At 72.8% G+C, this 25,514-nt stretch carries 26 protein-coding genes; 17 read left to right on the top strand and 9 right to left on the bottom strand.

What is annotated here, in order from left to right; genetic code table 11:
* Nucleotides 1–43 precede the first annotated feature (43 nt).
* From ACFYMP_RS18485 to ACFYMP_RS18530, 10 genes are all read left to right on the top strand, one after another.
* Entirely contained in the window at nucleotides 44–349 is a 306-nt protein-coding gene (locus tag ACFYMP_RS18485) for a hypothetical protein (protein WP_388858184.1), read from the top strand.
* Between the two features lie 83 nt (nucleotides 350–432).
* Nucleotides 433–2,475: a hypothetical protein gene (locus ACFYMP_RS18490; RefSeq protein WP_388858187.1), complete on the top strand. Its 2,043-nt coding sequence runs from the start codon at nucleotides 433–435 to the stop codon at nucleotides 2,473–2,475.
* 555 nt (nucleotides 2,476–3,030) lie between these two features.
* Nucleotides 3,031–3,186, top strand: coding sequence for a hypothetical protein (locus ACFYMP_RS18495; RefSeq protein WP_388858190.1), 156 nt, complete (start codon nucleotides 3,031–3,033; stop codon nucleotides 3,184–3,186).
* A 182-nt stretch (nucleotides 3,187–3,368) separates the two neighbouring features.
* Complete coding sequence (locus tag ACFYMP_RS18500; RefSeq protein ID WP_388858194.1) at nucleotides 3,369–3,662, top strand: hypothetical protein; 294 nt, start codon at nucleotides 3,369–3,371, stop codon at nucleotides 3,660–3,662.
* 417 nt (nucleotides 3,663–4,079) lie between these two features.
* Nucleotides 4,080–4,895: a hypothetical protein gene (locus ACFYMP_RS18505; RefSeq protein WP_388858197.1), complete on the top strand. Its 816-nt coding sequence runs from the start codon at nucleotides 4,080–4,082 to the stop codon at nucleotides 4,893–4,895.
* A 763-nt stretch (nucleotides 4,896–5,658) separates the two neighbouring features.
* Complete coding sequence (locus ACFYMP_RS18510) at nucleotides 5,659–6,381, top strand: hypothetical protein (protein ID WP_388858200.1); 723 nt, start codon at nucleotides 5,659–5,661, stop codon at nucleotides 6,379–6,381.
* A 349-nt stretch (nucleotides 6,382–6,730) separates the two neighbouring features.
* Nucleotides 6,731–7,183: a hypothetical protein gene (locus ACFYMP_RS18515; protein ID WP_388858202.1), complete on the top strand. Its 453-nt coding sequence runs from the start codon at nucleotides 6,731–6,733 to the stop codon at nucleotides 7,181–7,183.
* A 736-nt stretch (nucleotides 7,184–7,919) separates the two neighbouring features.
* On the top strand, nucleotides 7,920–8,738 hold the full coding sequence (locus tag ACFYMP_RS18520; RefSeq protein WP_388858205.1) for a hypothetical protein: 819 nt from the start codon (nucleotides 7,920–7,922) through the stop codon (nucleotides 8,736–8,738).
* A 184-nt stretch (nucleotides 8,739–8,922) separates the two neighbouring features.
* Complete coding sequence (locus ACFYMP_RS18525; protein WP_388858208.1) at nucleotides 8,923–9,621, top strand: DUF3085 domain-containing protein; 699 nt, start codon at nucleotides 8,923–8,925, stop codon at nucleotides 9,619–9,621.
* 197 nt (nucleotides 9,622–9,818) lie between these two features.
* Nucleotides 9,819–10,268 (top strand): hypothetical protein, encoded by a 450-nt coding sequence (locus ACFYMP_RS18530; protein WP_388858211.1) that lies wholly within the window; start codon nucleotides 9,819–9,821, stop codon nucleotides 10,266–10,268.
* Nucleotides 10,269–10,333: 65 nt separating this feature from the next.
* Here ACFYMP_RS18530 and ACFYMP_RS18535 read toward each other — a convergent pair whose 3' ends face one another.
* Nucleotides 10,334–10,999 (bottom strand): hypothetical protein, encoded by a 666-nt coding sequence (locus tag ACFYMP_RS18535; protein WP_388858214.1) that lies wholly within the window; start codon nucleotides 10,997–10,999, stop codon nucleotides 10,334–10,336.
* Nucleotides 11,000–11,490: 491 nt separating this feature from the next.
* Between ACFYMP_RS18535 and mobF the strand changes: the two genes are divergently transcribed.
* Both mobF and ACFYMP_RS18545 read left to right on the top strand, forming a co-directional pair.
* Nucleotides 11,491–16,182 (top strand): MobF family relaxase, encoded by a 4,692-nt coding sequence (gene mobF, locus ACFYMP_RS18540; RefSeq protein ID WP_388858218.1) that lies wholly within the window; start codon nucleotides 11,491–11,493, stop codon nucleotides 16,180–16,182.
* Between the two features lie 111 nt (nucleotides 16,183–16,293).
* Nucleotides 16,294–17,544 carry a DUF1173 family protein gene (locus ACFYMP_RS18545; protein ID WP_388858221.1) on the top strand — a complete coding sequence of 417 codons (1,251 nt, stop codon included), beginning with the start codon at nucleotides 16,294–16,296 and terminating at the stop codon, nucleotides 17,542–17,544.
* Between the two features lie 441 nt (nucleotides 17,545–17,985).
* Here ACFYMP_RS18545 and ACFYMP_RS18550 read toward each other — a convergent pair whose 3' ends face one another.
* The 4 genes from ACFYMP_RS18550 to ACFYMP_RS18565 all read right to left on the bottom strand — a co-directional run bounded on the left by ACFYMP_RS18550 (nucleotide 17,986) and on the right by ACFYMP_RS18565 (nucleotide 19,745).
* Nucleotides 17,986–18,207 (bottom strand): hypothetical protein, encoded by a 222-nt coding sequence (locus tag ACFYMP_RS18550; RefSeq protein WP_388858224.1) that lies wholly within the window; start codon nucleotides 18,205–18,207, stop codon nucleotides 17,986–17,988.
* Nucleotides 18,204–18,707, bottom strand: coding sequence for a hypothetical protein (locus tag ACFYMP_RS18555; protein WP_388858227.1), 504 nt, complete (start codon nucleotides 18,705–18,707; stop codon nucleotides 18,204–18,206). Before ACFYMP_RS18555 ends, ACFYMP_RS18550 begins: the two co-directional genes overlap by 4 nt.
* Nucleotides 18,704–19,183 (bottom strand): hypothetical protein, encoded by a 480-nt coding sequence (locus ACFYMP_RS18560; protein ID WP_388858230.1) that lies wholly within the window; start codon nucleotides 19,181–19,183, stop codon nucleotides 18,704–18,706. Before ACFYMP_RS18560 ends, ACFYMP_RS18555 begins: the two co-directional genes overlap by 4 nt.
* 313 nt (nucleotides 19,184–19,496) lie before the next feature.
* Entirely contained in the window at nucleotides 19,497–19,745 is a 249-nt protein-coding gene (locus tag ACFYMP_RS18565) for a hypothetical protein (RefSeq protein WP_388858233.1), read from the bottom strand.
* 47 nt (nucleotides 19,746–19,792) lie between these two features.
* Here ACFYMP_RS18565 and ACFYMP_RS18570 point away from each other — a divergent pair, with 47 nt between their 5' ends.
* A complete protein-coding gene (locus ACFYMP_RS18570; protein WP_388858236.1) occupies nucleotides 19,793–20,308 on the top strand; it encodes a hypothetical protein in 516 nt (171 codons plus the stop codon).
* Here ACFYMP_RS18570 and ACFYMP_RS18575 read toward each other — a convergent pair.
* Nucleotides 20,281–20,508 carry a hypothetical protein gene (locus ACFYMP_RS18575; RefSeq protein WP_388858239.1) on the bottom strand — a complete coding sequence of 76 codons (228 nt, stop codon included), beginning with the start codon at nucleotides 20,506–20,508 and terminating at the stop codon, nucleotides 20,281–20,283. The two genes, ACFYMP_RS18570 and ACFYMP_RS18575, sit on opposite strands and share 28 nt — an antisense overlap.
* A 441-nt stretch (nucleotides 20,509–20,949) precedes the next feature.
* Between ACFYMP_RS18575 and ACFYMP_RS18580 the strand changes: the two genes are divergently transcribed.
* Nucleotides 20,950–21,552 carry a prealbumin-like fold domain-containing protein gene (locus ACFYMP_RS18580; protein ID WP_388858350.1) on the top strand — a complete coding sequence of 201 codons (603 nt, stop codon included), beginning with the start codon at nucleotides 20,950–20,952 and terminating at the stop codon, nucleotides 21,550–21,552.
* 152 nt (nucleotides 21,553–21,704) lie between these two features.
* Here ACFYMP_RS18580 and ACFYMP_RS18585 read toward each other — a convergent pair whose 3' ends face one another.
* Entirely contained in the window at nucleotides 21,705–21,839 is a 135-nt protein-coding gene (locus ACFYMP_RS18585) for a hypothetical protein (RefSeq protein ID WP_388858242.1), read from the bottom strand.
* 152 nt (nucleotides 21,840–21,991) lie between these two features.
* Between ACFYMP_RS18585 and ACFYMP_RS18590 the strand changes: the two genes are divergently transcribed.
* On the top strand, nucleotides 21,992–22,357 hold the full coding sequence (locus ACFYMP_RS18590) for a hypothetical protein (RefSeq protein WP_388858245.1): 366 nt from the start codon (nucleotides 21,992–21,994) through the stop codon (nucleotides 22,355–22,357).
* A gap of 533 nt (nucleotides 22,358–22,890) precedes the next feature.
* Here the strand turns inward: ACFYMP_RS18590 and ACFYMP_RS18595 are convergent.
* Together ACFYMP_RS18595 and ACFYMP_RS18600 are read right to left on the bottom strand one after the other, a co-directional pair.
* The gene (locus ACFYMP_RS18595; protein ID WP_388858248.1) at nucleotides 22,891–23,724 is read right to left on the bottom strand and encodes a hypothetical protein; all 834 of its coding nucleotides are present in this window, start codon (nucleotides 23,722–23,724) and stop codon (nucleotides 22,891–22,893) included.
* A 144-nt stretch (nucleotides 23,725–23,868) separates the two neighbouring features.
* Nucleotides 23,869–24,309: a hypothetical protein gene (locus ACFYMP_RS18600; RefSeq protein ID WP_388858251.1), complete on the bottom strand. Its 441-nt coding sequence runs from the start codon at nucleotides 24,307–24,309 to the stop codon at nucleotides 23,869–23,871.
* A 288-nt stretch (nucleotides 24,310–24,597) separates the two neighbouring features.
* Here ACFYMP_RS18600 and ACFYMP_RS18605 point away from each other — a divergent pair, with 288 nt between their 5' ends.
* Nucleotides 24,598–24,891, top strand: a complete 294-nt coding sequence (locus ACFYMP_RS18605) for a WhiB family transcriptional regulator (RefSeq protein ID WP_388858254.1) — start codon at nucleotides 24,598–24,600, stop codon at nucleotides 24,889–24,891.
* 207 nt (nucleotides 24,892–25,098) lie between these two features.
* Complete coding sequence (locus ACFYMP_RS18610) at nucleotides 25,099–25,464, top strand: helix-turn-helix domain-containing protein (protein WP_388858257.1); 366 nt, start codon at nucleotides 25,099–25,101, stop codon at nucleotides 25,462–25,464.
* Nucleotides 25,465–25,514 lie beyond the last annotated feature (50 nt).

A 25,514-nucleotide genomic window follows, 5' to 3' on the forward strand; every position in this document is an offset into this window, starting at 1 on the left:
GCGCCCGCTCCGCTCACCGAAGCCGAACGGGAGACACCCGCCCATGCCTGACGAGACCAAGACCTACTCACGCACCGAGGACGGCATCACCATCCGTGTGACGGCTCAGGAGGCCCTGGCCGAGGCCCGCGCGGCGATGACGGACCGGGTAACCGACCGGGCGCATGTCCGCATCATCTCCCGCGACTCCGGCCGCTACGACATCACCTACACCGACGACCGCCACGTCGTCCTGGCCCTCGTCGACGAAGGCCAGCGCAGTTGTCGAGCGGCTTCCGCATCGGCTTCGACGGTGACGCGCACGGATACGACAGCGTCACCTTTTCCGGCGCGGGGATGCCGACGCTGAACGACGTGGTGAAGTGCCCCCTCGCTGGCCGCCTGACCCCCACCCCCTTCTCACCTGTGCTCGTACCGATATGGAGACCTGTCATGTCCCGTACCACCATGTCCCCGTCCCTTCCCCTGCCCGACCGTGCCGCGGCCTTCCTGCGCCCCCGCTTCGACCAGTACAGCCCCGGCTTTCGCGACGGGTGGCACATCATCTCCCGTAACGGCCGGTGGGCCGTCGTGTGGAACCTGGCCGGCCGCGAGAGCGGCGAGACGCCGGAGCAGGTCGCGAAGCGGCTGGAGTTGGCCAAGGCCCTGGCCGCGGGCGGGTACGCCGTCAGCACGCCGCCCGGCTTCTCCATGGTGTTCTTCGCCGACCGGCCGCGCACCGACGGGCCCCGGTACTTGGTGGTGACCGATGACTCTCTGTGCGGCCGCCCGCGCGTGGTGATGGACACCTGGACCAGCGTCGGCATGGCGTCGTTCGAGGACCCGGAGGAGGCCCGCAAGCGCTGCGCGGAGCTGGAGCGTGAACAGACGCTCGCCGACGCGGTGGCGAACTCGACCCCCAACATGGCCAAGTACCTCAGGCGGGCGGACGAACTCCTCGGTGACGGATTCTGGTTCCTGCGCACCGAGGAGTACAGCGACGCCGACCACCGGCCGCCGACCGTGCACACCCGCGTCGACGTCCTGGTTGACGTCGCCAACGCGGTGCTGCGCGGCGCCACGTTCGAGCGAACCGGGCGCCGGATGGCGTACGAGTCGGAGGAGTACGACGTGGCGTGGTGCCCCAAGAGCAGCACGCCAGCGGTCGGCTACTTCCCCGGGTGGCACGCGCAGGACCGGCGCACCCCATTCGTGGACGCGACGATCGGGCTGCTGATCGACGCGGGCCTGACCCCGGCGGTCTTCGGCGAGTCCATCGGTGACAGCGCCTTCATGGTCGAACAGGAGGGGTTCCAGGTGGGCACCGCCCCGCAGGCCCGGCGCGGCTCGCCGCGCGTGTGGGTGTCCCTGTGCGGGCGCGGTGTCGCGCTGGCCGAGCACGGGCGGGCCGTCGAGGTGCTGCGGGAAGCCGGGTGGACGGTCAACCCGTCCGAGTTCGACGACGAGGGCATCCATGAGGCGTTCCCGCCCGCTGGGACGGTCGTGCCGCGCCGGGAGGGCACGACGCTGGGCTTCTACCCGAGCGAAGCGGACCACGAGCACGTGCAGGCGGCCGTGTCCCTGCTGCTTTCCTGCGGGTTCAACCCGGCCGAGACCCGCGACAACCGGACCGTCGACACCCCGCATGGGACCGCCCTGGAGGTCGACGAGCTGGCGAACGGGTTCCTCGTCCACTCCACCGGTCAGGACGACTACGTGATCGTCCGCTTCCTGATCGACGGACAGCACCGGGTCGGCACGAGGACGGACAGCGAACTGCACGCGTACACGAAGACGCTGCGGGCGGGCGGGTTCATCGGCGGGTACGTGGACGGCTACCACCAGATCTCTGCCCGTCGGCTGCTGGGCCAGGAGGCGACGGACGTCGCCACCATCCGGGAGGTGCTGAATGAGGCTGGGCACAGGTGGGAGTCGCTGCACATGGAGGGCCTGCGGGCGCGACTGCGCTGGTACACGGGATCGGTCGTGGTCGAGCCCTTCGGGGAAATGGAGCCCGAGGAGCGGGCCCGGCGCCTGGAGCGGATTCGGGAGGACCTGGAACACGCCGGCGGGAATCCGGTGCTGCTGTCGCCGTACCACCTGCGGGTAGAGGTTTCAGCGGAGGCATGGGAGGTCCCGGCGGGCATCGGGTGCAACGCCGAGCAGCACGAGCGGCCCGAAGTCCGGGCGGCGCTGATGACCCTGGAGGGCAACGGCTGGTTCGGCGGCATCTTCACCGAGGAGGAGATGCACGAACCGTGGTCGTCACCCGTCGGCTTCCACCTCTTCCCGACCGGCCAGGACGGGACCGTCATCGTCACGGCGGAGCGGGACGAGCACATGGGAGACCCTTGGGGCAAGGAGATCGTGGCGAAGCACTGGAAGGCCCACGAGCGCTACGCCCGCATCTTCGAGGGCGCAGGCTGGACGGTGCGCCTGCTCGGAAACCGGGACGAGACCGGCGGGACGCTCGCCGTGCGGGGCCCCGGGCACTAAGCCGGCTGCCCCTGGTGAGGGTTACGCCACTTGGCCCCGCCTGGGGGAGTGTCGGCCCTTCCGGAAGGCGCTCCCACACGTATCCCCCGAGGTTGTGGTCGAGTCCCCGGCACCTAAACCCCCACCCGGCCCTCGGTTCCTCTCCTCCGACCGGCCGCCTGAACCGGATCGCGATGCACACCACCTCAACGTGGTCCGCACGAAGGCCCACCCTGCCCCGGGTGGGCCTTCGTGCTGGAACCGCCTCCCGCCCGACCTCACCTTCTTCCTCGGCTGAGGCTGTACCCACCTACTGATCCGCACAAGAATGCGGCGCACCCGGCAAACCGTCACGGCACGTTGCCGTACTAGGGCAGTACTCGGGCAGTGTCCAGCCCTACCCAGGGGCCCCTCCAAGAGGCATCTCCCCGGGGGCGATTCCCGCATACCACCGTCACGAAAGGCACCCACGTCATGTCTGCCCTCCGCCTGGACAAGAACGAGCCCACCACGGCCACGACATCTTCAAAGGATGCGCCTTCAGCGGCCGCTACGCTCGTCATCCTGCTTCTCCTGATGGCCACGTTCTGTGCCCTCCTGGTGCTGCTGCTGTTCTCCATAGACGACCGGGACTACCGCACCGGCCACCGCACCGCCCTCGACGTGGTTGTCCCGCAGTGCGCCACCACGCCGACCGCTCCCGGCGCCGGGGCGCAGCGCCCACAGCCCTGACGGTGCCGCACCTGCCTCGCTCATCCTCCGCGTAGTGCCCGCCCCGCCCAGGCCGAAGCAATGCCGGGGCGGGGCGGGCCGGGTTGTGGAGCTTGCCCGGTCCCGTTCGATGGTGTGCCCGTGCCGGGCGACCGCCCGGTGGCCACCCCGGCCGAACCCTGTTTTCTGCGAGGAGTCCCCTCTTGATCAATATCCTGTTTGCGATCATCACCGTGCTTCTAGTGGCATCCTTCGTGGTGGCCCTGATCACGGTCCTCAAGCCCGGTGTCTCACAGCGGACCCGGCAAAGGGCGTTTCGCGCACTGACCGCCGTGGAACTGCTCGCCACCGTCGCTCACCTGATGAGCGGCCACGCCCTCGTCGGAACGCTGCTCGCCGCCCTCACTGTCCCCATGCTCCTGGGTACCTGGGAGCAGGCATCCCAAACCCTGGCCCGCTGGGACCGGGCACGCAAGCGAGAGAAGCCCACGAAGTAACGGCGCGAGCACCCGCTTACCCCCTGCCTCGGCCCGTCCTCGCGGCGGCCAGGGCCCCCGCACACACCCCCCCGCCCGCCGACTCTTGCACGGCTTGCACCTGCTCCTGGCAGCATCACTCTTGCCGGTAAACGCTCCCACGCCGCACCCCCGCGGTTGTGGTCGAGCCCCCGGTCGCCCCGCCCCGCACTCTGGGGCGGCCCGGACCCCCTTGAGGCGCGCTCGGCACGGTCGGACGCTCCCACACACCCCACCCCCGAGCGGGTGGTCGAGCTCCCGGCCGCCGGACCTCCTTCCCTCCCGGAGGGCAACCGGGGGCGCCCCGCCCCCACCCCGGCCGGCCCGACAAGCGACCCCGCCCCGGGCCCGCAAGCCCCTCCGCTCTGTCACCCTCCCGCACCACCGGAAGGCATCACCATGCCCGTCACCGACGCCACGTTCTACCCGCTCATCATCACCGACCGCCCCACGGACTCCCTGTACCAGCAGCCCCCCACGGGCACCGACATGAGCGCGGCCCGTCTAGTCCCCATCACCGACGTCCACCCCGGCGACTGGGTACTCGGCTCCTACGAGGCACCCCTGACACCCGGCCGGCTCGGCACCCTCATGCAGTCCGTCTCCAGCTTCCCCGCGCTCCCCGCCACCCTCAACGGGTACGTCGCCCTGGACGGAAAGTCGGATGTGTGGCATGACGAGGGAACGGTACTGATCATCCCCCGCGCCCACATCCCCGGCGACACCTACGGCGACCGCAGCGGCGGCTACCGCCTGGGCGACCGCGTAGAGCGCACCTTCATCCACGAGCCGACCCACGACAGCGCCCGGGACACAGCGGGCGTCCGCCGCCCGGTGATCCAGCGCGGCACCGTCATCGCCGTCGAGGGGGATGCGTTCACCGTCGAGTGGTCCGGCCGCTGGCCCGGCAGCGTTGAGGAACAGGCCATGCGCCTGGCCGACCCCGCCGAGATCGCACGTGAGCGGTCCGTCTACGGATTCGCCATCGGGGACACACTGTCCGACCCCCGCAGCACCGTCGTCGGCGTCGTGCTGGAGCTGTTTTTCCACTCGTGGTGGATGTGGGACGGCGCGCCGAGCGCGCGCGTCTACTGGCCCGGAAACGGCTGGGCCAACACACACACGTACACGTACCACCCGACGCACCGCTTCGAGCACGCGATCCCGAACAGCGAGCACGAGATCCGGTCCCGCGAGCAATACCCCGCCCCCTGACGGCCCCGACCCTGGCCCCGGGGCGCGACGCCGCGCCCCGGCCCGCAGCCCTTCTCCTGCGCCGACGGGCCTCGCTCGCCTGGCACAACTCTCGGCGCCCACCGCCCACCCAGCCAGCCCCGCCCGGGTGGCAGAGCCATGCCGATGCTTTCAACGCCCTCATCGCCGCCGGACAGTTCCCCGACTTCCACGACCTGTACGGATCGGGCAACCACTGGCAGCACCAGCCCTTCGCCTCCCCCCCCTCCCACGCCGACGCTCCCTGGGCGGTGTTCGACCTGACCACGCGACAGTTCACCGTTTCCACCCGGGAACGGACCCACGCCGGTGAGCACTACCGGCCCCCCTCACGCAAGCACCGCTGACCACCAGCTGATCAGACCAGCCCCGCGCCCGGGAGCACCACATCCCCGAGCGCGGGGCCGATGGCATGCCCGTCCCGTCCCGGATCTCCGTCCCGGCCGCCTGCACGGGTTGCTCCGCTTGATACCCGCACCCCCACATTGGGTCCAGCCAGCCGCTGCAAAGCGCCCGGGACCCCCACCCGCCTAGAGATCACCGCACCCGCCCAAACCCCAAAGTCTTTCTGCGGCCACGCTCGATCGGCACACCAGAACACCCCCGCCGATCCCGGCGCGCCCCGCCCGCACCAGTTGCTCCCCCCAGGGGGGGGCAACCCCGGGCCGGTTCCTCCCCCCTCATACGGCGTCAGCCGCGACGGGCCCCGCACTCATCCGCCACCCCTCCTCCAGAAAGAGCACCCATGCCGGACAGCGCCCTCTCCGTTCTGCTCGCAGCCTTTGCCGCCGCCAGCGTCCCGGCCTTCCACGACGAGGAGGTGATCATCGTGCACGACGCCTCCGTGCCGCAGGACAAGGCCCACGACCACCCGCACCTGATGATCGACTGGGACGCCCGCAATCCCTTCGCCGAACCCCGGAGCATTTCCCTCTGGGCGGAGGAGCCAATCGGAGATCCCGACTTCGCCGTCCTCGGATCGCTGTACGCCGCCGAGCGCCTCCCCCTCACCGCGATGGCGGACGGGGCGGCACGGGCCGCTGCCAACTGGCTCGCCGGGCGCAGCTCCGCCCGCACCGCCCTTACCGCACTAGCCGAATGGGACATCTACACGGACGAACGTGCCTTCGACCCCGACCACCTCCAGATCCCCCTGCCGTTCACCCACAGCGCCTGGGGCTTCCTGTCCATCGCCGACCGCGCGGGACGGTTCACACACACCACCGACGAACACACCGGGTGGACGCTGTCGCTCCACGACGAGCACGGCACCCCGATCGGCAACCCCGTCTGGTCCTCGTCGAACGACAGCGATCTGGTGGACTGCGCCGAAGACTCCACCATGCTCGCAGCCGTCGTCGCGCAGTGGCTGACCTCCCCCGTCTCCCGCCACTGCGACTGCTACGCGCAGGAAACCCACAACCAGCGGCACGACGAGCAGTGCAACCGCTACCGCCTCCCGGCATAACCGCCTCACCGCGATCACCCGCCTGGCCACGGTCCCCACACCGGCCGGGGGAGCGGCGACCAGCGAGGGCGACCCCACTCCCCGGCCGGGCCGCGTCGCCCTCGTTCGCTACACCACCCCCGCAACCAGCTGGGCCGTTCCTGCCCGCCGAACTGCACGCCCGCTACGAGGACACCGACGCTGTCACCCACTGAACCCCGCCGCCCCCGGCCCCCGTTGCCCCCGGACCTCACGTCCCGGGCACGGGGCCGGCCGCGTGCCCGCACCCCGGCTGTGCCTTGCCCGCCTAACCGCCCACCGCCCCACTGTCACCCCACCAACCAGCCGCGCCCCGATGGGAGTACCCGCCGTGACGACCGCCGTGACCCGCCCCCTCACCGCCACCGCCCGCATCGACACCCCCGACAACGCCCCCGCCCCGCACGCGTACACCGCCACCGTCTACATGAACACCCACCTCGACAACTTCGACGGCTACCAGCCCCACCACCCGCTCGCCGCCGCCACCCGCACCGACGGCAGCCCCCTGCGCCTGGTCCTCCACACCAGCGACCGCATCCGCTCCCACCGGGAAGCCGCCCGTGCCGTCTTCAGCGTCGGCAACCGCCAGCGCGCCGACGACAACGGCCAGACCTGGCCCGGCGACATCCGCTCCGTCTCCGTCGGCGACGTCATCAAGATCACCGGCCCCGGCCACTGGATCATCCACCTCAGCGTCGACTCCTTCGGCTTCCTCGCCGTCGCCGAGCCCACCCACCTGACCGGCCTTGCCGGGAAGACCCGCGTCACCAGCCGCCGCTGAACCGCCACAGCCACCGCACCCCACGGCCCCCGGGCCGGGACACCCCGTCCCGGCCCGGGGGCCGCCCGCGTACACCCCACCGCGCCTTGCCCGGCTAACCCCCCGCCCCCGCACGGTCACGCCACCAACCGCGCACCGACCCCGGGGCCGCGGTCCTTCAACCGGAAGGCGAACCGTCCTCATGACCGTGACCGTCGAAGAGATCCCCATCACCCCCGCCCCCAAGCCGGAGGACATCACGCCCGGCGCCGAGTCCGACTCGTCAGCATCTCGCCCGTCTGCCTGAACGGGCTCACCGGCACCACCCAGCTCAACCCGACCAGCCGGGCCACCACCCGCCTGGACGTCCTCCTCGACGAGAGCTCCACCGAATTCCTGCGCCGCGACCACCGAGTCGGCAACACCCGCAAGGTCAAGGTCCCCGGCCCCGACGTCACCCGGCAGCTCCTGAACGGCATCCCGACCGACCGCATGTTCTACGCCGAGAACGACAGCTGACCAGCCCCTCCCACGGCCCCGTGCCCGGACACCGTCCCGGCACGGGGCCGATCGCATACCCCCACCCGCCCCGCCCCCGTACGACGCCGGACAGCCCCCGGGCCGCCCCCACCGAGACGTCCCCGGGGCCCCACACGCACTGAGCGTCCCTTGCCGCCCTAACGCCCGAGCCCCCGACCATGTGGCCCGCCGCGCCCCGCGCCGGCACACCACCCAGCACCACACACGCGAGGGCCCCATGACCAACAGCACCCAGCACGACGGCACCACCGAGCCGCTCCCCGCCTTCCACACCGACCTCCATCAGGTGATCGGCTACCTCTGGGACAACGAACACGCCGACTACCACCAGCAGGACGCCGACGGCCGCGCCCGCCACATCATCGGCCCCCTCACCCGCCTGCGCGCCCTGATCGACCCCACCGGCCACCACACTCCGAACGACTGCTGCCCCACCAAGCGGTACGCGCTCCTCGTCCCCGGCCTGATCACCGTCTACATCACCGCCCCCACCGAGGCCGCGGCCCGGGACGAACTGGCCCTGGAGGGCGCGGACACCATCGAGCTCCACGACCCGCACCTGACGGCCGGCGGCCTGACCATCACCGGCCTCGACCTGATCCCGGCCGCCGCGAAACTCGACAAGGTCGACGACACCCTCGTCGACGACTCGCTCCCCGACGCCGACTTCCACATCTCCGACATCGCCCGCGCGGCCGCCCGCCTCCTCGGCGGCACCTGGACCGCGACCGCCGGAACGCACGCGGTCACCGGCCACCTGCAGAACAAAGTCCGCGACACCGGCACCTACACACTCTCCGTGGTCGAGGACACCCTCCAGCTCCAGCACGAGAGGGGGGACAACCCGTGCGCCGAGTTCGACGGCAACGACCTGCCCACCCTCGCCGAAGCCGTCGCAACCGCGGTCCTGGACGACCTGTGCCGCAACGAAGACGGCGGCGAGTCCACCGCCGACGGCGAAGGCTACGACGGAGAGTGCGGCAACTGCGCCTACCGCACCGCCCGCGCCGCATCCCCCGCGACCGAAGACGACTGACCGCCCCGACCCCCACCCGGCCCCGCCCCCCGCACACCAGGGGGCGGGGCCGCTCCGCATACCGCTGCGCCTTGCCGCCCTAACCCCCTGGCATCCCACCGTCCCTCCCGCCGCGCCCGCCCCGGCACCCGCCGCACGGCGGCCCCGCGCACCCCATCCATCCCCACACACGCCAGGGACCGACATGCCCAAGCACGCCCCCGCCGACCACGCCCCCGCCGTCCCCGACACCGCCGTCCCCGACACCGCCGTCCCCGACACCGCCGTCCCCGACACCGTCGTCCCCGACAGTGCCGAGACCGCCATGCAGCACCCCGACCAGATCCGGCAGCTGCTCACCCTGCCCGCCGAACAGCGCCCCGCCTGGCTCAACGAGTTCCTCGGCACGATGGACGTCCCGCCGATCTCCGACACCAGCACCACCCCCCTGCTGGACGTCCTCATCGCCACCACCGCCTACGGCGAGAAGAAGGCCACGCTCGTCTTCCCCCTCGCCCAGGTCCTCGCCGCCGCCGAGCACGCCGCCGCCGCCGACAAGCACAAGCTCGGCTACGAAGAGACCGAGGCCGCGCCCCGCCTGTGGTGGGTCAAGGACGACGGCACCTACCTCATGAGCAGCGGCCAGGACCCCACCGACACCCGCGAGAACGGCCGCCTGCCCACTGTCGTCCACGCCGAAGGCTGGGGCCCGGGCACCGACGCCCGCTCCATCCTCGGCGGCGACGACTTCCGCCAGTCCATCGACCTGACCACCCCCATCTTCGAGGACGGCACGACCCTGCTCGGCATGCTCCGCGAGGCCGCCGCCAACGGCATCACCCGCTTCACGCTGGAGGCCGCCTTCAACGACGACTACATGGACCTGACCTTCACCACCGAATAACAGCCCCCCACGGCCCCGCGCCCGGACACCGTCCAGGCGCGGAGCCCTCGTGGCGTATCCCGCCTGGGGCGCCCCCCACCCCAACCCGCATCCCACCACCCGGCACCCGCGCTCCGCACCCGCTCCGCGCCCCGCCCGACCCGCCTACCGTCCAACCGCATCAGCAGGAAGGCCACCACCAGGAAAGGGGGAGCGCCGTGAAGCACGAGACCACCATCAACGAACTCGCCCAGTTCGCCGGTCTCTTCAGCGTCGTCGACCACATCACGGTCCCCGAGACCAACCCGGACACCGACATCACCGAGGAGGTCACCCTCCCCCCGCCGCTCATCCGCTGCACCCAGCGCCGCGACGACACCGTCGTGTGGATCCTCACCCCGCCCGGCATCAACGAACGCATCTTCGTCGCCGACCAGGCCACCGTCACCGTCTACCTCAAGGACGTCGACCCCAGCCGCTTCACCGGCCACGTCCCCCAGCACCAGGCCCCCGCCCCGCAGCCCGCCGCGGCCGCGCCCACCGCATGGCAGCAGCAGCCCGCCGCGCCCGCCGCCTACCCGGCCCAGCAGCCAGCCCCCGCCGCCCCGCAGCCGGCCGCGCCCCAGCGGGCAGCCGCCCCCTGGTCGAACCAGCAGCCCCCCGGCTGAACCCCGCCCCCGGCCCCGGCCACCGCCCCCGCGGCAGCCGGGGCCACCGCGCGCCCACACCGAACTCACCGCGACGACTCCGGCCACCCCGGCCGCGCCCCGCCGCCCCCGCCCGCCGGACCCGGCGACTGCGACGGGTCGGCCGGCGGAGCGGTCGGCGCGGTAGGAGCAGCGACCGAGGGAGCCGGGGGAGCCGCCACCGGGGGAGCGGCTGCCGCAGCAGCCCCCGCCGCGCCCGCCGCACGCCCGCCCCCGCGCCGCTCCCCGCCCCCGTCCGCCGCCTTCCCCACGGCAGCCGCCGTCTCCGACCCCGAACCCGCGCCCTCTCCGGCCAGCGCCTCACGCCCCAGCCGCCGCAGCTCCTTGATCCGCTCCACCCTCACACCCAACCGCTGCCCGCACCCGGCCACCGTCTCCCCGGCCTCGCCCATCGCCAGCACCACCCGCGCCGCCTCCACCCGCGCCGCGTCGATCCGCACCTGGCCGCGCGCACGCACCCGACGCACTTCCTCCTCCACCTCGGCGGCCACCGACTGCTCGTCCTCCACCGCCAGCTCGAAGTCGGCCGCCAGCTCGTCGAACGCCGCCTCCTTGCGCAGCCGCTCGGCCTCCGCCTCCTGCGCCGCCCGCCGCTGCTCGGCCACCCTTGAGGCGGCACGCTCCAGCGCTGCCTTCCGGCGCGCCAGCGTCCCGCTGGCCTTCCCCTTGCTCTTGGTCCGATTCGTCGCCATCGCAGCCACCTCCCGGTCGTCCGGGCCCACCCGTCGCGGGCCGCGCCGGGTCAGTCTCAGCCGCCCGCCAGCTCCCCAACCGGCGTGAGCGCTCCGCGTCCCAGGCCGTAGCACCCACGTCGCTGCGCCCGGTCCCGCTCACGGGACGGCGCCCGTACGGGAGGGAGCGGGACTGCGGGCAGAGGCGGTTCCCCGGGGCGCGGGGATGGTGATGGAGTCCGGGTGTCGGTGGGTGCCGGTGGTGTGGATGCCCCGGGTGTCGGGTCGGTGTTGAGGGTCGGTGGTGGTGGGGGTCGGGTGGTCCCCGGTCGGTGAGAGGTCGGTTGCCGCGCACCTCTGGCACTTTTGGCGCCGTACCGGGCTCCGGGCCCGGTTTCCCTCCTGGCGGGACGCGTTCGAAGGTCGTGTCCGGGGCCCTGGGAGGTTCGGGGCTCAGCAGCGGACCGCGCCCCCATCGGCCTGTATCGCGGTGATCTTCTAGCGTCGTGGGGATGACGGTGAAGGGGATCACGGCGGGGCGGGAGCGTTACTACCGGCGCGACATCGCCCTGGGTGACGGTGCCCGGGGCACAGAGCCGACGGTGTCCTCCGCCGTGCCGGGGGTGCCGCCCGGTGTGTGGCACGGACAGGCCGCCGCGGCTCTGGGGCTGTCCGGCGTCGTGAGCGGCGCCCAGATGCGTGCCCTGTTCGGGCTTGGCATGCACCCCGATGCCCAGGCGATCGCGGCCCGCGAACTGAGCGAAGGCGCCTCCCCCCGGCGGGCTATGAAGGTGGCCAAGCTCGGCCCGGCCCTCCCTCAACTCGCCGAATCTTCACCGCTCGACAAGGGGATCGAGCAGGTCTTGGAGCACGTCAGCGAGCAGCTGTGCCGCCCGCTGACGAAGGCCGAGACGAAGGACCTGCGGATGCGGACCGCGGCGCGCGCCTTCGAGGCCGAGTACCACCGGGCGCCGGCCAACGGAGCCGAACTCGACCGGTACCTGACCGTGCGGACCGGCCCCCAGCGCCACGCCGTGACCGGCTACGACCTGACGTTCTCCAACGAGGAGCTGTCCCTGCTGTTCGCCCTCGGCGGCCCCGAGGTGCGCAGGATCGCCCTGGAGGTCCTGGCGCAGGCACGCTCGGAGACCCTGATGTGGCTGGAGCACCACGCGCTCGCCGTACGGACCGGTCCGGGCGGCGTGGCCCAGCAGCGGGCCGAGCCGGGCCTGCTGGCCACGGTCTACCTCCACTACGAATCCCGCGCCGGCGACCCCATGGTCCACGAGCACGCGGTCATTTCCCCCCGGGTGAGAGGGCCGGACGGCCGCTGGCGCAACCTGGACTCCCGGCTCCTGCTGCGCGATGTCGTGGCCGCCAGCGAACTGTTCAACCAGCGCTCCCTCGAGCTGATCTGCTCGCGACTCGGCCTTGTTGCCGAGGAGGTCGAGGTCACGCCCGGACAGCGGCCCGTGATGCGCATCGCCGGCATCGACCCGCGGCTGCGCGCCGCTTTCGCGCAACGGGCCAGCGCGGTGCGGACCACCGCGGACGCCCTCTTCGACAACTACCGGCGACGCCACGGGCGCCAGCCGCACGGCCCGGCCCGCTACGCCCTGCTTGAGCAAGCACGCAGCCGGACCCGTCCCGCCAAGCGTGCGGCGCGCTCGCTGGACGAGCTGCTCGCCACTTGGCGGCGCCGCGCCGTCGCCGTCACCGACCACGCCACCGTCGACAACCTGCTGGCCACCGCGCAGGCCGTAGCCCGTGGCCGACCCGTCCCCGAGAACTTCGATATCGCCGCGGCGGCCGAGGAGGTCCTGGCGACGGTCACCGAGCGGCGTACGACGTTCCGCCGCCGCCACGTCCTGGCCGAGGCACGCCGCTACCTGATGCGGACCCTGGCCGGGGCCACCGCCGCACCTCAGGCAGCCGAGCACATCACCGATCAGGTCCTCGCCCTCGGCGACTGCCTGGACATCACCCCGCCCCAGATCAACCCGCCGCACCCCGACCTCCAACGAGCCGACGGCACCTCCATCTACCGGCCCATCGGTTCGCAGACCTACACCACGCACTCCCTGCTGGCCGCCGAGAACCGGCTCCTGGCCGCCGCCCGTCGCAGTGTCATCCCGCCCGTCGGCCGAGGAACGTTCGCCCGCGTCGCCGCCCTGAACCGGAGCCCGATGGACGCCGGACAGCGCGCCCTGGCCTCCTCCTTCGTGCTGTCGAAGCAGCTGCTGCTGGCCGGTCTGGGCCCGGCGGGCGCCGGAAAGACCACGGCGATGCGGCTGGTGGCCCGCGCCGTGGACGCGGCCGGCGGCCGGCTGGTCCCGCTCGCGCCGTCCTCCCGCGCGGCGAAAGTCCTCGGCGGCGACCTCGACGCCCGCGCCCACACCCTGCACTCCTGGCTCCACCAGCGCGGCCGCGCCGCTCAGGGAAAGACGGTCGGGAAGGACTTCCAGCTGCGCTCCGGCGACGTCGTCCTCATCGACGAGGCGGGCATGGCCGGCACACTCCTGCTCGATCGGATCCTCGCGGATGCGGCGGCGGCCGGTGCGGTGGTGCGCCTGCTCGGCGACCCCCACCAGCTCGCCGCGGTCGAAGCCGGGGGAGCGCTGCGGCTCATCGCCCGAGCCGGCGGCGCCGTCGAACTCGACCAACTGCACCGGTTCCGCGTGGACGGCGAGGCCGACGCCTCCCTCGTCCTGCGCGACGGCGAGGACAACCGGTCCGCCTTCATCTGGTACCGGGACAAGGGCCGGATCGTCGCCGGCGACTACGAGGCGATGTGCGACATGGTCTTCGCCGCCTGGGCCAAGGACCTGGGCAAGGGACTCACCTCGCTGATGACGGCCGCCGACACGGCGAGCGTGACCGCGCTCAACGTGCGCGCCCAGGCATGGCACATTACAGCCGGCACCGTCGACACCAGCACGTCGGCCGCGCTGCGCGCCGGGCAGCGCGCGCACGTCGGCGACACAATCGTCACCCGCCTCAACCGCCGCCGCATGACGGTGCGCGGCGGGCGCGACTTCGTGAAGAACGGCGACACCTGGACCGTGACGAAGGTCCTGCCCGGCGGAGACGTCGTGGTGCGCCACACCCAGCACCGCGGCCGCATCCGGCTTCCCGCCCACTACATGGCCGCCCAGTGCGAACTCGGCTACGCGAGCACCATCCACCGCTCCCAGGGCATGACCGTCGACACCTCCCACGCACTGGCCTCCGCCCGCTCCAACCGCGAAGGCGTCTACGTCCAGCTGACCCGCGGCGCGCGCACCAACCGCCTCTACGTCGCCATCGAGGACGGCGACCACCTCGACGACGTCCTCACCTCGATCGCAGCCAGGCGCCGCGCCCAGCTCTCCGCGACCGAATCGATCGCCGCGCTGCAACGCGAGATCGCCGCGCCCGGACAGCTGGCCGCCGAGTTCGCCGATGTCGCCGAGCGGGCCACCACCGCCCGGCTGACTGGCCTGCTCGAGCACACCCTCAGCGCCGACCGGGCGGCCTGGTTCATGGCCGCCGACGCCTACCCGGCCCTGATCCGTGCCCTTCACAACGCCGAGCGGGCTGGCTTCGACCTGCCCCGTCTGCTGGCGGGCACCGTGCCCCGGTGCGGCTTCGGCGACGCCGACGACCCTGCCGCCGTGCTGACCTGGCGGCTGCGCGAGCGCCTGGCGGAGGCGGCCGAAGCCCAGCAGGACAGCCGCAACCGCCCCTTGGCCGCACTCACGGTGACGCAACTGCACACCCTGAACCGGCTCGCCGCCGCCCACCGGGCCGTGGCCCGCGAGGCGCTCAAGGCCGCCGACGCCGCCTTCACCCACCTACCCGCCGACGTCACCACCCGCGCCGGCCACACCCACCCCGCCTGGGACCGGCGCCCAATGGGGGACCTCTCCCGCAGCTCACTCGCCGCCCAACTGGCGCACGCCCGCACGCAGATCCGCCGCGCCCAGGCGGACCGGACCCCGCTGTCGGACGCCGCCCGGCACGTCATCGCCAGCCTCACCCACGAGTCCCAACTGCGCCGCGCCCTGCACTGGCGCGACGCCGCGCGCGAGGAATTCCAGCGCGAGCGCGCCACCAGCACCGCGGCCCCCGGCGCCACCTCGACGGCCGCCATCCGTGAAACCCTGACGACACGGCGCGCCTCCACAGCCCAGCGGCAGCAGACCGCACGGACCGCGCTGGCCCGCGCCGACGCCGTCACCGACAAGATCGCCGCCGAACTCCGGTGGCGCGAGCGCCTGCCCGATCACCTCCCGCACCAGGCCAGCCACCGCGGGGAGATACCCGACTGGGTCGCCGACCGGCACGCCCTCACCCATCCCAGCACCCCCGAGCACTGGGTCACCCACCTAGCCGAACGCCACCGCATCCTGGCCCGCGCCCTGGCCGACCGCGGCCACACCCTGGCCGCCGCCCCGCCCGCCTGGGCCCGCCCGCTCGGCCCGCCGCCGCCCACCAGCGCACCCCGCCGGCGCCACGCATGGGCCACCACCTGCGCTCTGGTGGAGTTGTGGCGCACCCGCCATGCCATCAGTGGCGTCCCCGGACTGGGCCCGCGCCCCACCGACCCGCAGAACGCCGCGGCCTGGGACGACCTGGATGCCCGGGTCCGCGCCCTGACCGGACGCCGCCGCCCGCTCCATCTCCCGCCGCCCGGCGCCCCCGCCTCGGTCATGATCGAAGCCGCCCTCAGCCACCTCGATGCGCCACCGCCCGGCGGCCCGCTGCCCGACCACCCCGCCCTGCGCGACCCCCTCGGCGTCGCACCCCTGTCCTACGGCGCCCTGGACGCACGCGTCGCGCGGCGCGCCCTGGCCGCCGTCCTCGCCGGCGAAGCCCTGCCCGAAGCGTGGATGGAGGAGATCACCGCCCCCGGCGAGGACGACGAAGACGAGCAGCGCACCTACACCAAGCTCCTGACCGTCATCGGCGACTACCGGCGCCGCCACCACCGCGCAGGCCCCGACGTCCTCGGCCCGCGCCCCGCAGGCCTCGACGGCGAGGAATGGGACCACCTCACCGACGCCATCGACCTGTACACCCACGCCCGCGTCGAGCGCCGCCTGGAGCAGATGAGGGTCCGAACCGCCGCGACACGCGCCGCCCTTCTGCCGCCGACCTCGCCGCTGCGCCAGCAGCCCCCGCCCGACACGCACCGCCCAGGACAGCGGCCACCGACCCGCTGAACACCCCCGCCGCGCGACCCCAGCACCACACGGCAACCACGACGACGACCCCCGCACCGAGGAGATCAGCCCCCGGCGCGGCCCCTTCCTCCCGGCTGAAGGCAGAAGAACATGGCACCCACACCCGGCCCCGCACTCATCCAACTGGCGGGCCACACCGTACAACTGGCCTGGCTGCGCGAGCACTCCACCCAGGCCGCCCCGCTGTTCACCCGCGCCCGGGCCGAGGTCGGCCACGCCTGGTGCCTGTGCCGCCGCCCCGCCCTGCGCCTGGTGATCCGCTGCACCCGGGCGGGCCGCTACCACGTCGCGGGCTGGCCCGGCGAGGGCGAACAACACGCCCCCAGCTGCCCCTTCCACAAGCTCGGCCCCGGCCTGTCCGGCCGCGACCGCTACAGCACGCAGGCCATCCGGGAGACCGACGACGGCGTGTCCATCCGCCTGGCCACCCCCCTCACCAGCACCCTGACCCAGCCCGAAACCCGTGATGCCGCGCCGGAGGAGTCAGACGACGAAGCGGGATCACGGCGCTCCGTCGGCCTGCTCGGACTGCTGCACTGGCTCTGGGAACACTCCCGACTCAACTCGTGGCATCCGCAGACAGGGCGCCCAACCTGGCGCACGTGCCACGCCCGGCTGCACCAACAACTGCGGGAGACCACCATCAACGGACGGGGCGCGGACGAGACGCTCTACGTCGTACCGCCCTTTACCCCCGTCACGGCCGACGCCAACACCGCCGCCCTGGACGCCTTCCGCACACGGCTGGGGCGTCACGGCACGACCGAACGGCGCGCCCTGCTCCTCGGACAGATCAAAGAGGTGACACCCACCCCGTACGGGGTCGCCTACCGCCTGGCCCACCAGCGCACCCCGCTCTACGCCCGCGCGGCGCTGCACGCGCGGGCCACCCGCTCCTACCGGCACGCCTTCGGCAAGCCGGCCGCCGAGCACGGCGCCACGCGGATCGCCCTGTTCGTCGTCGAGCGCAGTCCCAAGGGTCACCTCATCGCCGCCGACCTGGCCGCGATGCTCACCACCGCCACCTTCGTCCCCGCCGACTCCTCCCACGAGGTGGTCATGGCCGATGCCCTCGCCGCCTGCCGCCGTGCCTTCACCAAGCCCCTGCGCTACGACACCGCCGACGCTGTCCTGCCCGACTTCGTCCTCACCGACGTGACACCCGCGGCCTACGTCGAGGTCTACGGCATCCACGGCCGCGAGATCTACGACCGGCGCAAGGCCGAGAAGCAGGCTTTCTACCAGCGCCAAGGCGGGCAGCTCATCGAGTGGGACGTCACCCAGCCGCTCCCCGAACTCGCACGCCCCACCTGCCAGCGGCCCTGCGGACCGAGCACCTGACGCCGATTCAGCACCGGCAGGCGGGGGGCACCGGCACCTGGCGGACGACCTCTTCCCGCCCGGATGCGAAGAGACCTCGCTCTCCCACGAGGACCTCGTGGGGTGCCGGCGGAGAAGGTGGTTGGTTACATCCGGGAGTGGCCCTGGATGTGGGTAGGGGTCGCTGCCCGGCCTGCCGTGATCTGATCCCCGGGGTGGGGTCGGCGGCGGGACGGCGAGGTCGCCTCGCCAGCAGACCGGTGCACTGGCGATGAGCGCGGCGAAGCCGAAGCGGCCCCGACTCCTGGGCTCCAGGCTGTATATGGCTGATCGCCCTGCCGGATTGGGACTTGATGTCGATGTCGCGCGATGTGCCTGATCAAACGCATGGGGGCCTCCGAGGTGTGAGCGCCCGGGTGCAGTATCAGTATCCCGGGCGCACCGGCCGTCGACTGTCGGGTTTCACGACTTCAGCAGCGACGACGGGCTGACGGCCGGGATGAGCGAGGCGGTGAGGGCGGTGAGTAGACGGGTGTTTGCCGCCTGGTCATGGCTCAGGTCGATCGCTTGCCGCGGCAGCCGGTTGAGGTGATCGAGAACCTCGGCACGGGCCCTCGGCGTCCCGGCGGTGCTTCCTTCGGTGAACCCGAAGAGATCGGGATAGCGCTCTTCGTCCGAGATCACGAAGACGCTGCTTGTGACCTCAAGACGGCAGCCCTCGTTCGCCTGGCCAGGGGCCCCGAGAGACGGGGTGAGGCGAGGGAGAAGAACCGCGGCCGCCGTGAGAGGTCCACCAGCGCCACGTCACCGGCAAGGACTCGCCAGCCCCGGCGCACCAGCGCCAGCGCGACGAGCGATTTGCCCGCACCATGTCCGCCGAACAGCACCACGACCCGGCCGTCGGCCGGAAACCGCAAGGCCACCGCGTGCAGACACAGCGTGCCGCAGGCCAGATGCAGCAGATGCAGATGGGCGTTCAGCAACCGCCGAGCATCCCCCACCGACACGCCGCCCGGCAGAAGTGCTGCGCCCGAGCCGACCCCTGGCCGAACTCCGCCAGGCAAGACACCGGGCAGGTGCGGGACGATCTCATCCCACCGGGAGCCCAGCGCCGCATCCGCCTCCACCCACAGACTCCGCCCGGCGCTCACCACCTCGTACGCGCCCCGCCCCAGCTCACTCACCGGCCACGTCCTGTCCCCGGGACGACGTCCTGCAGAGCACGCCACACGGGCGCCGACCGCAGCTGCTCCACCGCCACCCGCAAAACCGCCGCCGGAACCCCGGACATCAGCCCCTCCAACTGCCCGGCCCCGGCAACCTGATCCGCCAGCCGCGCCCCACCCATCAGACCCAGCGGATCGCTCACATACAGCAGCTGCTGCGGGACATGGGCAGCGCGGGCCACCGCCCGCTGAAGCATCCCCGCGTCCGCCCGGGCGCTCTGCCCGGAGGCCTCGTCACCGTCCACGACCGCGCCGAACGGAACAGGAGGCGAGTACGCAATCCCGAGCGCAGTACGGTGCTGCGTCGGCGTGAAAAGGACCCGGTCGCGCCGCACGCCGGCTACAACGGTGCGCTCACGCCTCCCGCCGTCGAAATCGCCGTCCCAATCGCCGATCTCCGCGATGCGGCCGCCAGGCGTGATGCCAAGAGTCATGGGGCTTGTCCCTCCAGCCTGAACAAGTTCGCGCGGACGGTCACCGCAGGCGCGGTCGGCCCGGGGACCACGGCCGCAGAGGTAAGCGTGCTGATGTCCATGCAGGGTGCTCCTGGTGACAACGAAAGGTGCCCCGGCGGGGCACCCAAGTACGGAGGAGAGGTCCGGGACGGACCGTCACGGCCCGTTGCCTGCCGCCCCGGCTCCCCTTCCCACCGAGGCTATGGGCCAGGCGGTCAGAGGGAGGACGAGACGGCAGGCGTAGGCAAGATTCGGTATGGGGCGTGGCCGGTTCCCGCTCAGCGGGTGGGCGTCAGGCGCAGGCCCGGTAGTCCTCGGCGTCGAGCAGTTCGGCGATGGCCCACGGCCCCTCGTAGTCCGGGGTGCTCATGACGAGGGGCCGCGCCGTGTCCACCGCGTGTCGCAGGAGGGCGATCCACGCGTCCCAGATCTCAGGCTTGGCCTTCCACTCGGTGAAGCGCTCCTGCACACGCCCGGCAACTTGGGTGCCGTTCGCGTCCATGTAATCGAGGATGTTCAGCGCGGCTGCGGCCTCGGGCACGCCGATGATCCAGTCCGTCGTCCGGAGCTTGTGCCACCCGTCTCGGCGTGCTGCGCCCGCCCGCCATGCGCCCCCTGCTGGTCTCCCTGGTCTTCCTCGGTGCCTCAGTCGGTGCCCTCGACGTCGCCGGGATCGCCGTGGCCAAACGGCAGGACGCGTCCTGGCTGGCGGGCACACTGCCTGCGGCGTTCTCCGCGGCGGGACTGCTCGGCGGCGTCCTGTTTATCCGTTTCCAGCCCACCGCCGCCCCCCGGCCCCGCCATCTCCTGCTGCTCGGCGCCGCGTTCGCGGTCTGCTGGCTCCCCCTGCTCCCCGCTCCGGCGGTTCTCGCCGTGGCGATGCTGCCGGGCGCCTTGTTCGTTCCCCTGCTGACGGTGGCCGGCCTGGCCGTCGCCGCGCTCGCTCCACCGGGCGCGTCGACCGAAACGGTCGGCTGGATGTCCATGCGCCAGGGCCTGGCCGGCGGCACTGCCCCTGGCCGGCCCGCGCGGCGGCCACTTCGCCGTTCCGCTGATGGCCGCCGCCTTGTGCGCGCTCATGCTCGGTGCACCACCTGCGCATAGGCAGGGTGGTCCGCCATCGTCCCGCAGCGCCCGCCCGGCTCCCGACGGCCGCGTCTGCCGGACCAGTGCGCGGCGAGCCACCGGTGACGTTCGCACACCTCCCCCCGGTACTCCAGAGCACGTCCCTTCTTGCGGCTGCGCGCCTCGACCACGTGCGTGGCCAGCGCGGAGCAGACGGTGAGCTGACGTAGCACAGGCATCCCGGTTCTTCCCTCCGTTGCGGTCTTCAGAACGACCCTGGCCGACCAGGAGACCGCTGTCGGCTCCACCGGAACACACCGAGCGTGACGGCCGTCACTCGATCACCGCGCCCGTACGGAAGTCCGCCGGACGGTCCGGGCCACCGACAGGGACCCGGGTTTGTCCCGCATCCCAGACCCCCGCGCCAACTCGCGTCCCACCCCGAGGAATTAGCGGACTTGGTCCCTATTTGTCCCTGGCGGGAAGGGGCTGGCCCTGTTGAGATCACCTCTGTCCAGCCACGCTTCACCGTCTTCTCCGAGGAGCCTTCGATGAACCAGCGCCCGCTCAAGTCCCGCCCGCTCGCCGCCGTCCGCCCGCTCGTGTCGGCCCGGCCGTGTGTCACCGCCCGTCCCGACGAGGACCGCCCGCTCGCCGCGCGCCCGTAACGGCACGGCGCACTGCCATCCGCGTGCCCGCCCGGGCCCTCCTTCGTCCATCCAGCCCGGGCGGGCACCGCCGTATCCGGGCCCGCCCACCCTGACCAAGGAGATCACCCCCTCCATGCACGCACCAAGGCCACCGGCAAGCCCCTGCCCGGAGCGGTCATCACGATCAACGCCGACACCCTGGACGCCTCGGGCAAGCACACCCGGGGCAAGGAGATCGCCCGGCTGACCACCGGCAAGGACGGTACCGCCAAACTCAAGCTCGACGTGACGCTCAAGAACGGCAACGACTACTGGGCCAGCGAAGCCAAGGTCCCCACCGGATACCAGGCCGACGCCGCGCCCCAGCGCTTCACGGCCACCCCCGGCGCCCAGGTCACAGTCACCCTCGCCGACTCCCGGACCCCCGCCCCCTCCAGCCCGCCGGCCACCACACCTGCCCCGCCCGCTCCCCACCAGCCGCCCGCCGCGCCGACCGCGCAGCTCGCCCACACCGGCGCGGGCAACACCACCTGGCTCATCGGAGCGGTCGGCGTCCTGGTGGCCGCCGGAGACGGCGCCGTCTGGGCCGGCTCCCGCCGCCGGCGCCACCCGGATACCTCCGACACCCAGTGACCGGCCGCCGGGCGGGCGCCCAGACACGCACCCGCCCGGCCGACAGCCCGGACGGACAGCGCCGGGTGGATACGGACCGACCGCCCCAGCACCCCGGTCCCCGGGCGGGCCCGCCCGGGGACCGGGGCCTGCTCGCGCCACCGCGCCACCGCCTATCCGCCGTCACCAAGGGCTGTGAGCTGCTGCTCGGCGTCCAGGACCCGGGCCCGTTCGGCGTCCAGCCGTCGCCGCCGGGCCAGCGCATGCAGCCCGCCGCACGCCACCGACACCGCCAGGGCGGTACTCATCACGACGGCCGCCGAGGCAGACAGCTCCTGCGCGTGCGCCACGAGATCCTCGGGGCCGCGCAGAAGCGGGATCGAGCCGGGTCTGCACCACCCACACGGCCAGCCCGGCGGCCGCCAGCAGACAACCGGCCAGCACCCACACGATCCACACGGTGCGCGGCGCCCACATCCGCGCCTCCACGGGCAGTCCTCTGTCGTGCCGGGCCCGGCGCAGTTCCTGCGCCTCCTGCCTCCGGGCGGCCTTCTCCGCCACCACGCACCCGGCCGCCAGCGACCACAGCAGCACCACGACGACCGCGACGCCGGTGAACACCGCACCCCCGGCGCGCGCCACGACCGCCAGGGTGAACACCGTGAACCCCAGCGCCCCCAGCAGCCCGGAGACGGCTTCCCACCGCTTCGCCCACGGCGCGGCCGCGTCCCGCCGCCACACCGCCCAGGCCCGCGTTCCGACCGCGGCCGTCACCGCCGCACAGATGACCAGCCACACCAACGCCCCCGCCACCGAGCCCCCTTGAGTCGCCGCCCGCCGGCCGCGGGCTGGGCCCGATCCTTCAACGCCCCACCAGCCGCCCGAGGCGCACGCAGCGAGGGTGCCCGGCCCGCCGGGCGGTACGGGCACCTCATTGCACTGCCGGGCCGGGGCGTGGTTGGCTCGGGTGCCCGACCCGTCCTGGAGAGACCGTGCCCCGCCCCGCCTCCGCAGTGCCCCCGTGGACCGCGCTCACCGCCGGCGCGGTTGCCTGCGTCCTCGCCGCCGCGCTCGGGGACGCCCGCGCCGAACTGAGCATCATGGCCGCCGGGCTGGGCCTGGGAGCCGTCACCGCCTATGGGGTGGCCAGGACACGGGCCGGGCTGCCGTGCGCGGCCATCGCGTGGCTGGGTGCCGGGGGCGTCGCGGGCACCTTGAGCTGGGGCTGGGGGAGGACTACCCGGTCGGCTACGCACTGGCACTCTTCCAACTCCTCGTCGGCGCCGCGCTGCTGCCCGGGCACCTGCGGCGCTCGGCCCGCGGGGCCGTCGCGGGCGCCCGGGCGGGCCGCAGCGGATCCTAGACCTCAGCCGGAACCTTCTCGGCCGCCGGCTCGGGAGACGGCTCGCCTTCGGCAGCCCCGGCGGTGTCCGCCGCGGCCTCGTCCTCGGTGGTGGCGTTCGCGATGTACATCGCCGACCCCTGCTGGTGCGACTTCTCGACCACGTTCTTCCTGACGAGGCTCTCCAGATTGTTGCGCACCGTCTGGATGGACGTCGCCCGGTCGGGATGGTCCTGCGCGAGCTGGTCGGTGACCTCGCGGGCCACACGCGGCTCGCCGGGGGACTTGAGGAGGATGGCCAGGATGAGATCGTGCAGCGGCGGCCCCGTCCTCTCCTTGGCAGCGGCCTCCTTCGCCGGAGCCTCGTCGACGAGGACCTCCTCCGCCGGGGCCTTCGCTGCGGCGGTCTTCTTCGCCGTGGTCTTCGCCGCGGCGGTCTTCTTGGCGGCGCTCTTCTTGGCGGCGCTCTTCTTCGCCGGGTCCTTGCCCTTGGCGGCAGCCGTCTTCTTGGCGGCCCGCTTGGGCTGTGCCGCCTCCACCGGCTGGTCCTGCCGTGGCGCCGGAACGGCCCGGGACACATCGCCTGCGGCCGAAGCGGGGGCCTCGGGCCGTTCTTCCTCGGCTGCGGCAGATGCCCCGGCATCCGGAACGCTCGGGTCGGCCGCTGCGGGCAGGCTGCCCTGCGCCTGGGTCAACCAGACCTCATCCAGCTTGAGTTGGTCGAGTCGCGCCTGGAGGCCGGTCATCTGCTCGGTGACGTCCGCCTGCTCCTTACGGTTGGCCTCGAGATCGTCGGCGAACCGCTGTGCGTACGTATTGCGGATGGGGGTCTTCTCGGGCTCGTCGGCCACGGCAGCACGCTCCTTGTATCTGGTTGTTGCTGCCGGATGCTACTCACCGGGCGGGTGTGGTAGTTGCTCCCTCGCAGGATCACCACCCGTGCGGGCACTGTGGAGACTGCTGACGCAGCCTCCACGGCCGCCTGCGAAACCATGTCACCGGGGCAGTTGCGCACGGGCTTCGTCGGCCAGTCGGCGCGCCGCGTCCTCCCAGCGGTCCCGCGCCGGGGGCGGGACGGCGTTGCCGGTGTCGGGCAGAACGGTGGAGGCCAGCCGAAGGCCCTGAGCCGTGCAGGCTCCGCGCAGGGTGTGGACGGCCTCGGCGGGCATCCGAGTGGTGGCCACCAGCCACGGGCGGCGCTGGCCGGTGGAGGTCGGCAGGTTCCACAGCAGCTCGTCGGCGCCCTTGGCGACCCGGGAGTGCAGCGCGGCCTCCCACTCCTGGTCGGTCAAGGTGCGCGGGGTGCGGGTGGCCGCCGCCTGGTCCCATCCGGTGGTCTCCTCGCGCAGCAGGTGTGCGATCCATCCGTCCCGTGCCTCCTCCCATCGTGCTCCCCAGCGCTGCCGGCCGGCGTCGTCGGTGGCGCGCAGGAACATGCGCCGTGCGAGGCCGTCCTCGAGCTCGTCGTCCGCTGGCTACGTGCCGTGCTCCCGGGCGAACTGCTCCAGGCGCTCCTCGTACGCGTTCCAGTCCTCCAGTTCGCCGCGCGCCGCGGTGAGTGGCTGCGGCGCCTCGCCCCTCGCGGGCGCCGTGGGTGCAGCTGGGTGACCGTGACGGGGTGCGCGGGCACGCAACGCCCAGCCGCCGCGCCCCGCCCCGCAGCGGCCGTGACCTGCGCAATAGGCTCGGGGCTGTCGTCGAGCCGCGACGGGGGAGAGGGAGAGATGACCGGTGCGCGGGCCTACTGGCGCACGGACGCGGCCTGCCGCAGTACTGACCCGGAGGAGCTGTTCGCGGACAGCGGCGGGCAAAACCGGGCCAAGGCGGTTTGTACGGGCTGCCCGGTGCAGATCGAGTGCCTGGCGGAAGCGCTCGACAACCGCGTCGAGTTCGGCGTGTGGGGCGGCATGACCGAGCGCGAGCGCCGGGCTCTGCTGCGGCGCAGACCCGAGGTCGCTTCCTGGCGGCAGGTTCTGGAGCGCGCCCGCCGTGAGCATGAACAGCCGCGCGCGGGCTGACTGTTCGGCGCCGCCCGCAGACGGCTGACCCGCACGACGGATCCACTCTGCCGCGTCCCCCGTCAGCGGGACGGCAGAGGAGGCGAACAACCAGATCACACGCGCGGGGCCCGGTACGCAAAAAGTAGCTCTGTGTGATGTATGGTCAGCCACGCTATACCAGAGGTATAGCGACAGAACGTTTTGAGGCTACAGCCGGGAGGGGCCATGCCCGAGGACACGCATCCGGTCGAGGATGCGCACCACGAGCCACCCACAGTCGAGGAACTGGAGGACTGGGTCCGCGACAACATCAAGGCCGTCCTGGCAGTGACGGATGAGACCTTCACCGACATCGGCGCGGTCCTGGACCTTTCGGTCGCCGTGGTCGGCCGGCGCCAGCGCGGCGTCACCCCGTGGACGGTAGCTGAACTCGGGCGACTGGCCAGGCACTGGCGCATCGAGGCGTCCTTGATGTTCTCCCGGCGGACCGCTGACGTTCTCGGCGCGCTGCCCCGCACACGGATCGTGCAGCTGCGCGCCTCCAAGAACCTGACCGCGACCACCAGGCCCAAGACCCCGGTCGCGGCGTGACATGGAAGCGGCCCGGGACCGTAGTCCCGGGCCACCAGAAGGTCTCGCGC

The sequence above is a fragment of the Streptomyces sp. NPDC007088 genome (assembly GCF_042869355.1).
In the GTDB taxonomy this organism is placed as follows: Bacteria; Actinomycetota; Actinomycetes; order Streptomycetales; family Streptomycetaceae; genus Streptomyces.

Bases quoted from the DNA above. Each gene is read 5' to 3' on its own strand.
- ACFYMP_RS18585 (WP_388858242.1), bottom strand. From the start codon at position 21,839: ATGAGTACCGCCCTGGCGGTGTCGGTGGCGTGCGGCGGGCTGCATGCG.
- ACFYMP_RS18560 (WP_388858230.1), bottom strand. From the start codon at position 19,183: ATGACTCTTGGCATCACGCCTGGCGGCCGCATCGCGGAGATCGGCGAT.
- ACFYMP_RS18575 (WP_388858239.1), bottom strand. From the start codon at position 20,508: ATGCCTGTGCTACGTCAGCTCACCGTCTGCTCCGCGCTGGCCACGCAC.
- ACFYMP_RS18600 (WP_388858251.1), bottom strand. From the start codon at position 24,309: ATGTTCCTGCGCGCCACCGACGACGCCGGCCGGCAGCGCTGGGGAGCA.
- ACFYMP_RS18525 (WP_388858208.1), top strand. From the start codon at position 8,923: ATGCCCAAGCACGCCCCCGCCGACCACGCCCCCGCCGTCCCCGACACC.
- ACFYMP_RS18545 (WP_388858221.1), top strand. From the start codon at position 16,294: ATGGCACCCACACCCGGCCCCGCACTCATCCAACTGGCGGGCCACACC.
- ACFYMP_RS18610 (WP_388858257.1), top strand. From the start codon at position 25,099: ATGCCCGAGGACACGCATCCGGTCGAGGATGCGCACCACGAGCCACCC.
- ACFYMP_RS18510 (WP_388858200.1), top strand. From the start codon at position 5,659: ATGCCGGACAGCGCCCTCTCCGTTCTGCTCGCAGCCTTTGCCGCCGCC.
- ACFYMP_RS18490 (WP_388858187.1), top strand. From the start codon at position 433: ATGTCCCGTACCACCATGTCCCCGTCCCTTCCCCTGCCCGACCGTGCC.
- ACFYMP_RS18535 (WP_388858214.1), bottom strand. From the start codon at position 10,999: ATGGCGACGAATCGGACCAAGAGCAAGGGGAAGGCCAGCGGGACGCTG.
- mobF (WP_388858218.1), top strand. From the start codon at position 11,491: ATGACGGTGAAGGGGATCACGGCGGGGCGGGAGCGTTACTACCGGCGC.
- ACFYMP_RS18485 (WP_388858184.1), top strand. From the start codon at position 44: ATGCCTGACGAGACCAAGACCTACTCACGCACCGAGGACGGCATCACC.
- ACFYMP_RS18505 (WP_388858197.1), top strand. From the start codon at position 4,080: ATGCCCGTCACCGACGCCACGTTCTACCCGCTCATCATCACCGACCGC.
- ACFYMP_RS18520 (WP_388858205.1), top strand. From the start codon at position 7,920: ATGACCAACAGCACCCAGCACGACGGCACCACCGAGCCGCTCCCCGCC.
- ACFYMP_RS18605 (WP_388858254.1), top strand. From the start codon at position 24,598: ATGACCGGTGCGCGGGCCTACTGGCGCACGGACGCGGCCTGCCGCAGT.
- ACFYMP_RS18495 (WP_388858190.1), top strand. From the start codon at position 3,031: ATGGCCACGTTCTGTGCCCTCCTGGTGCTGCTGCTGTTCTCCATAGAC.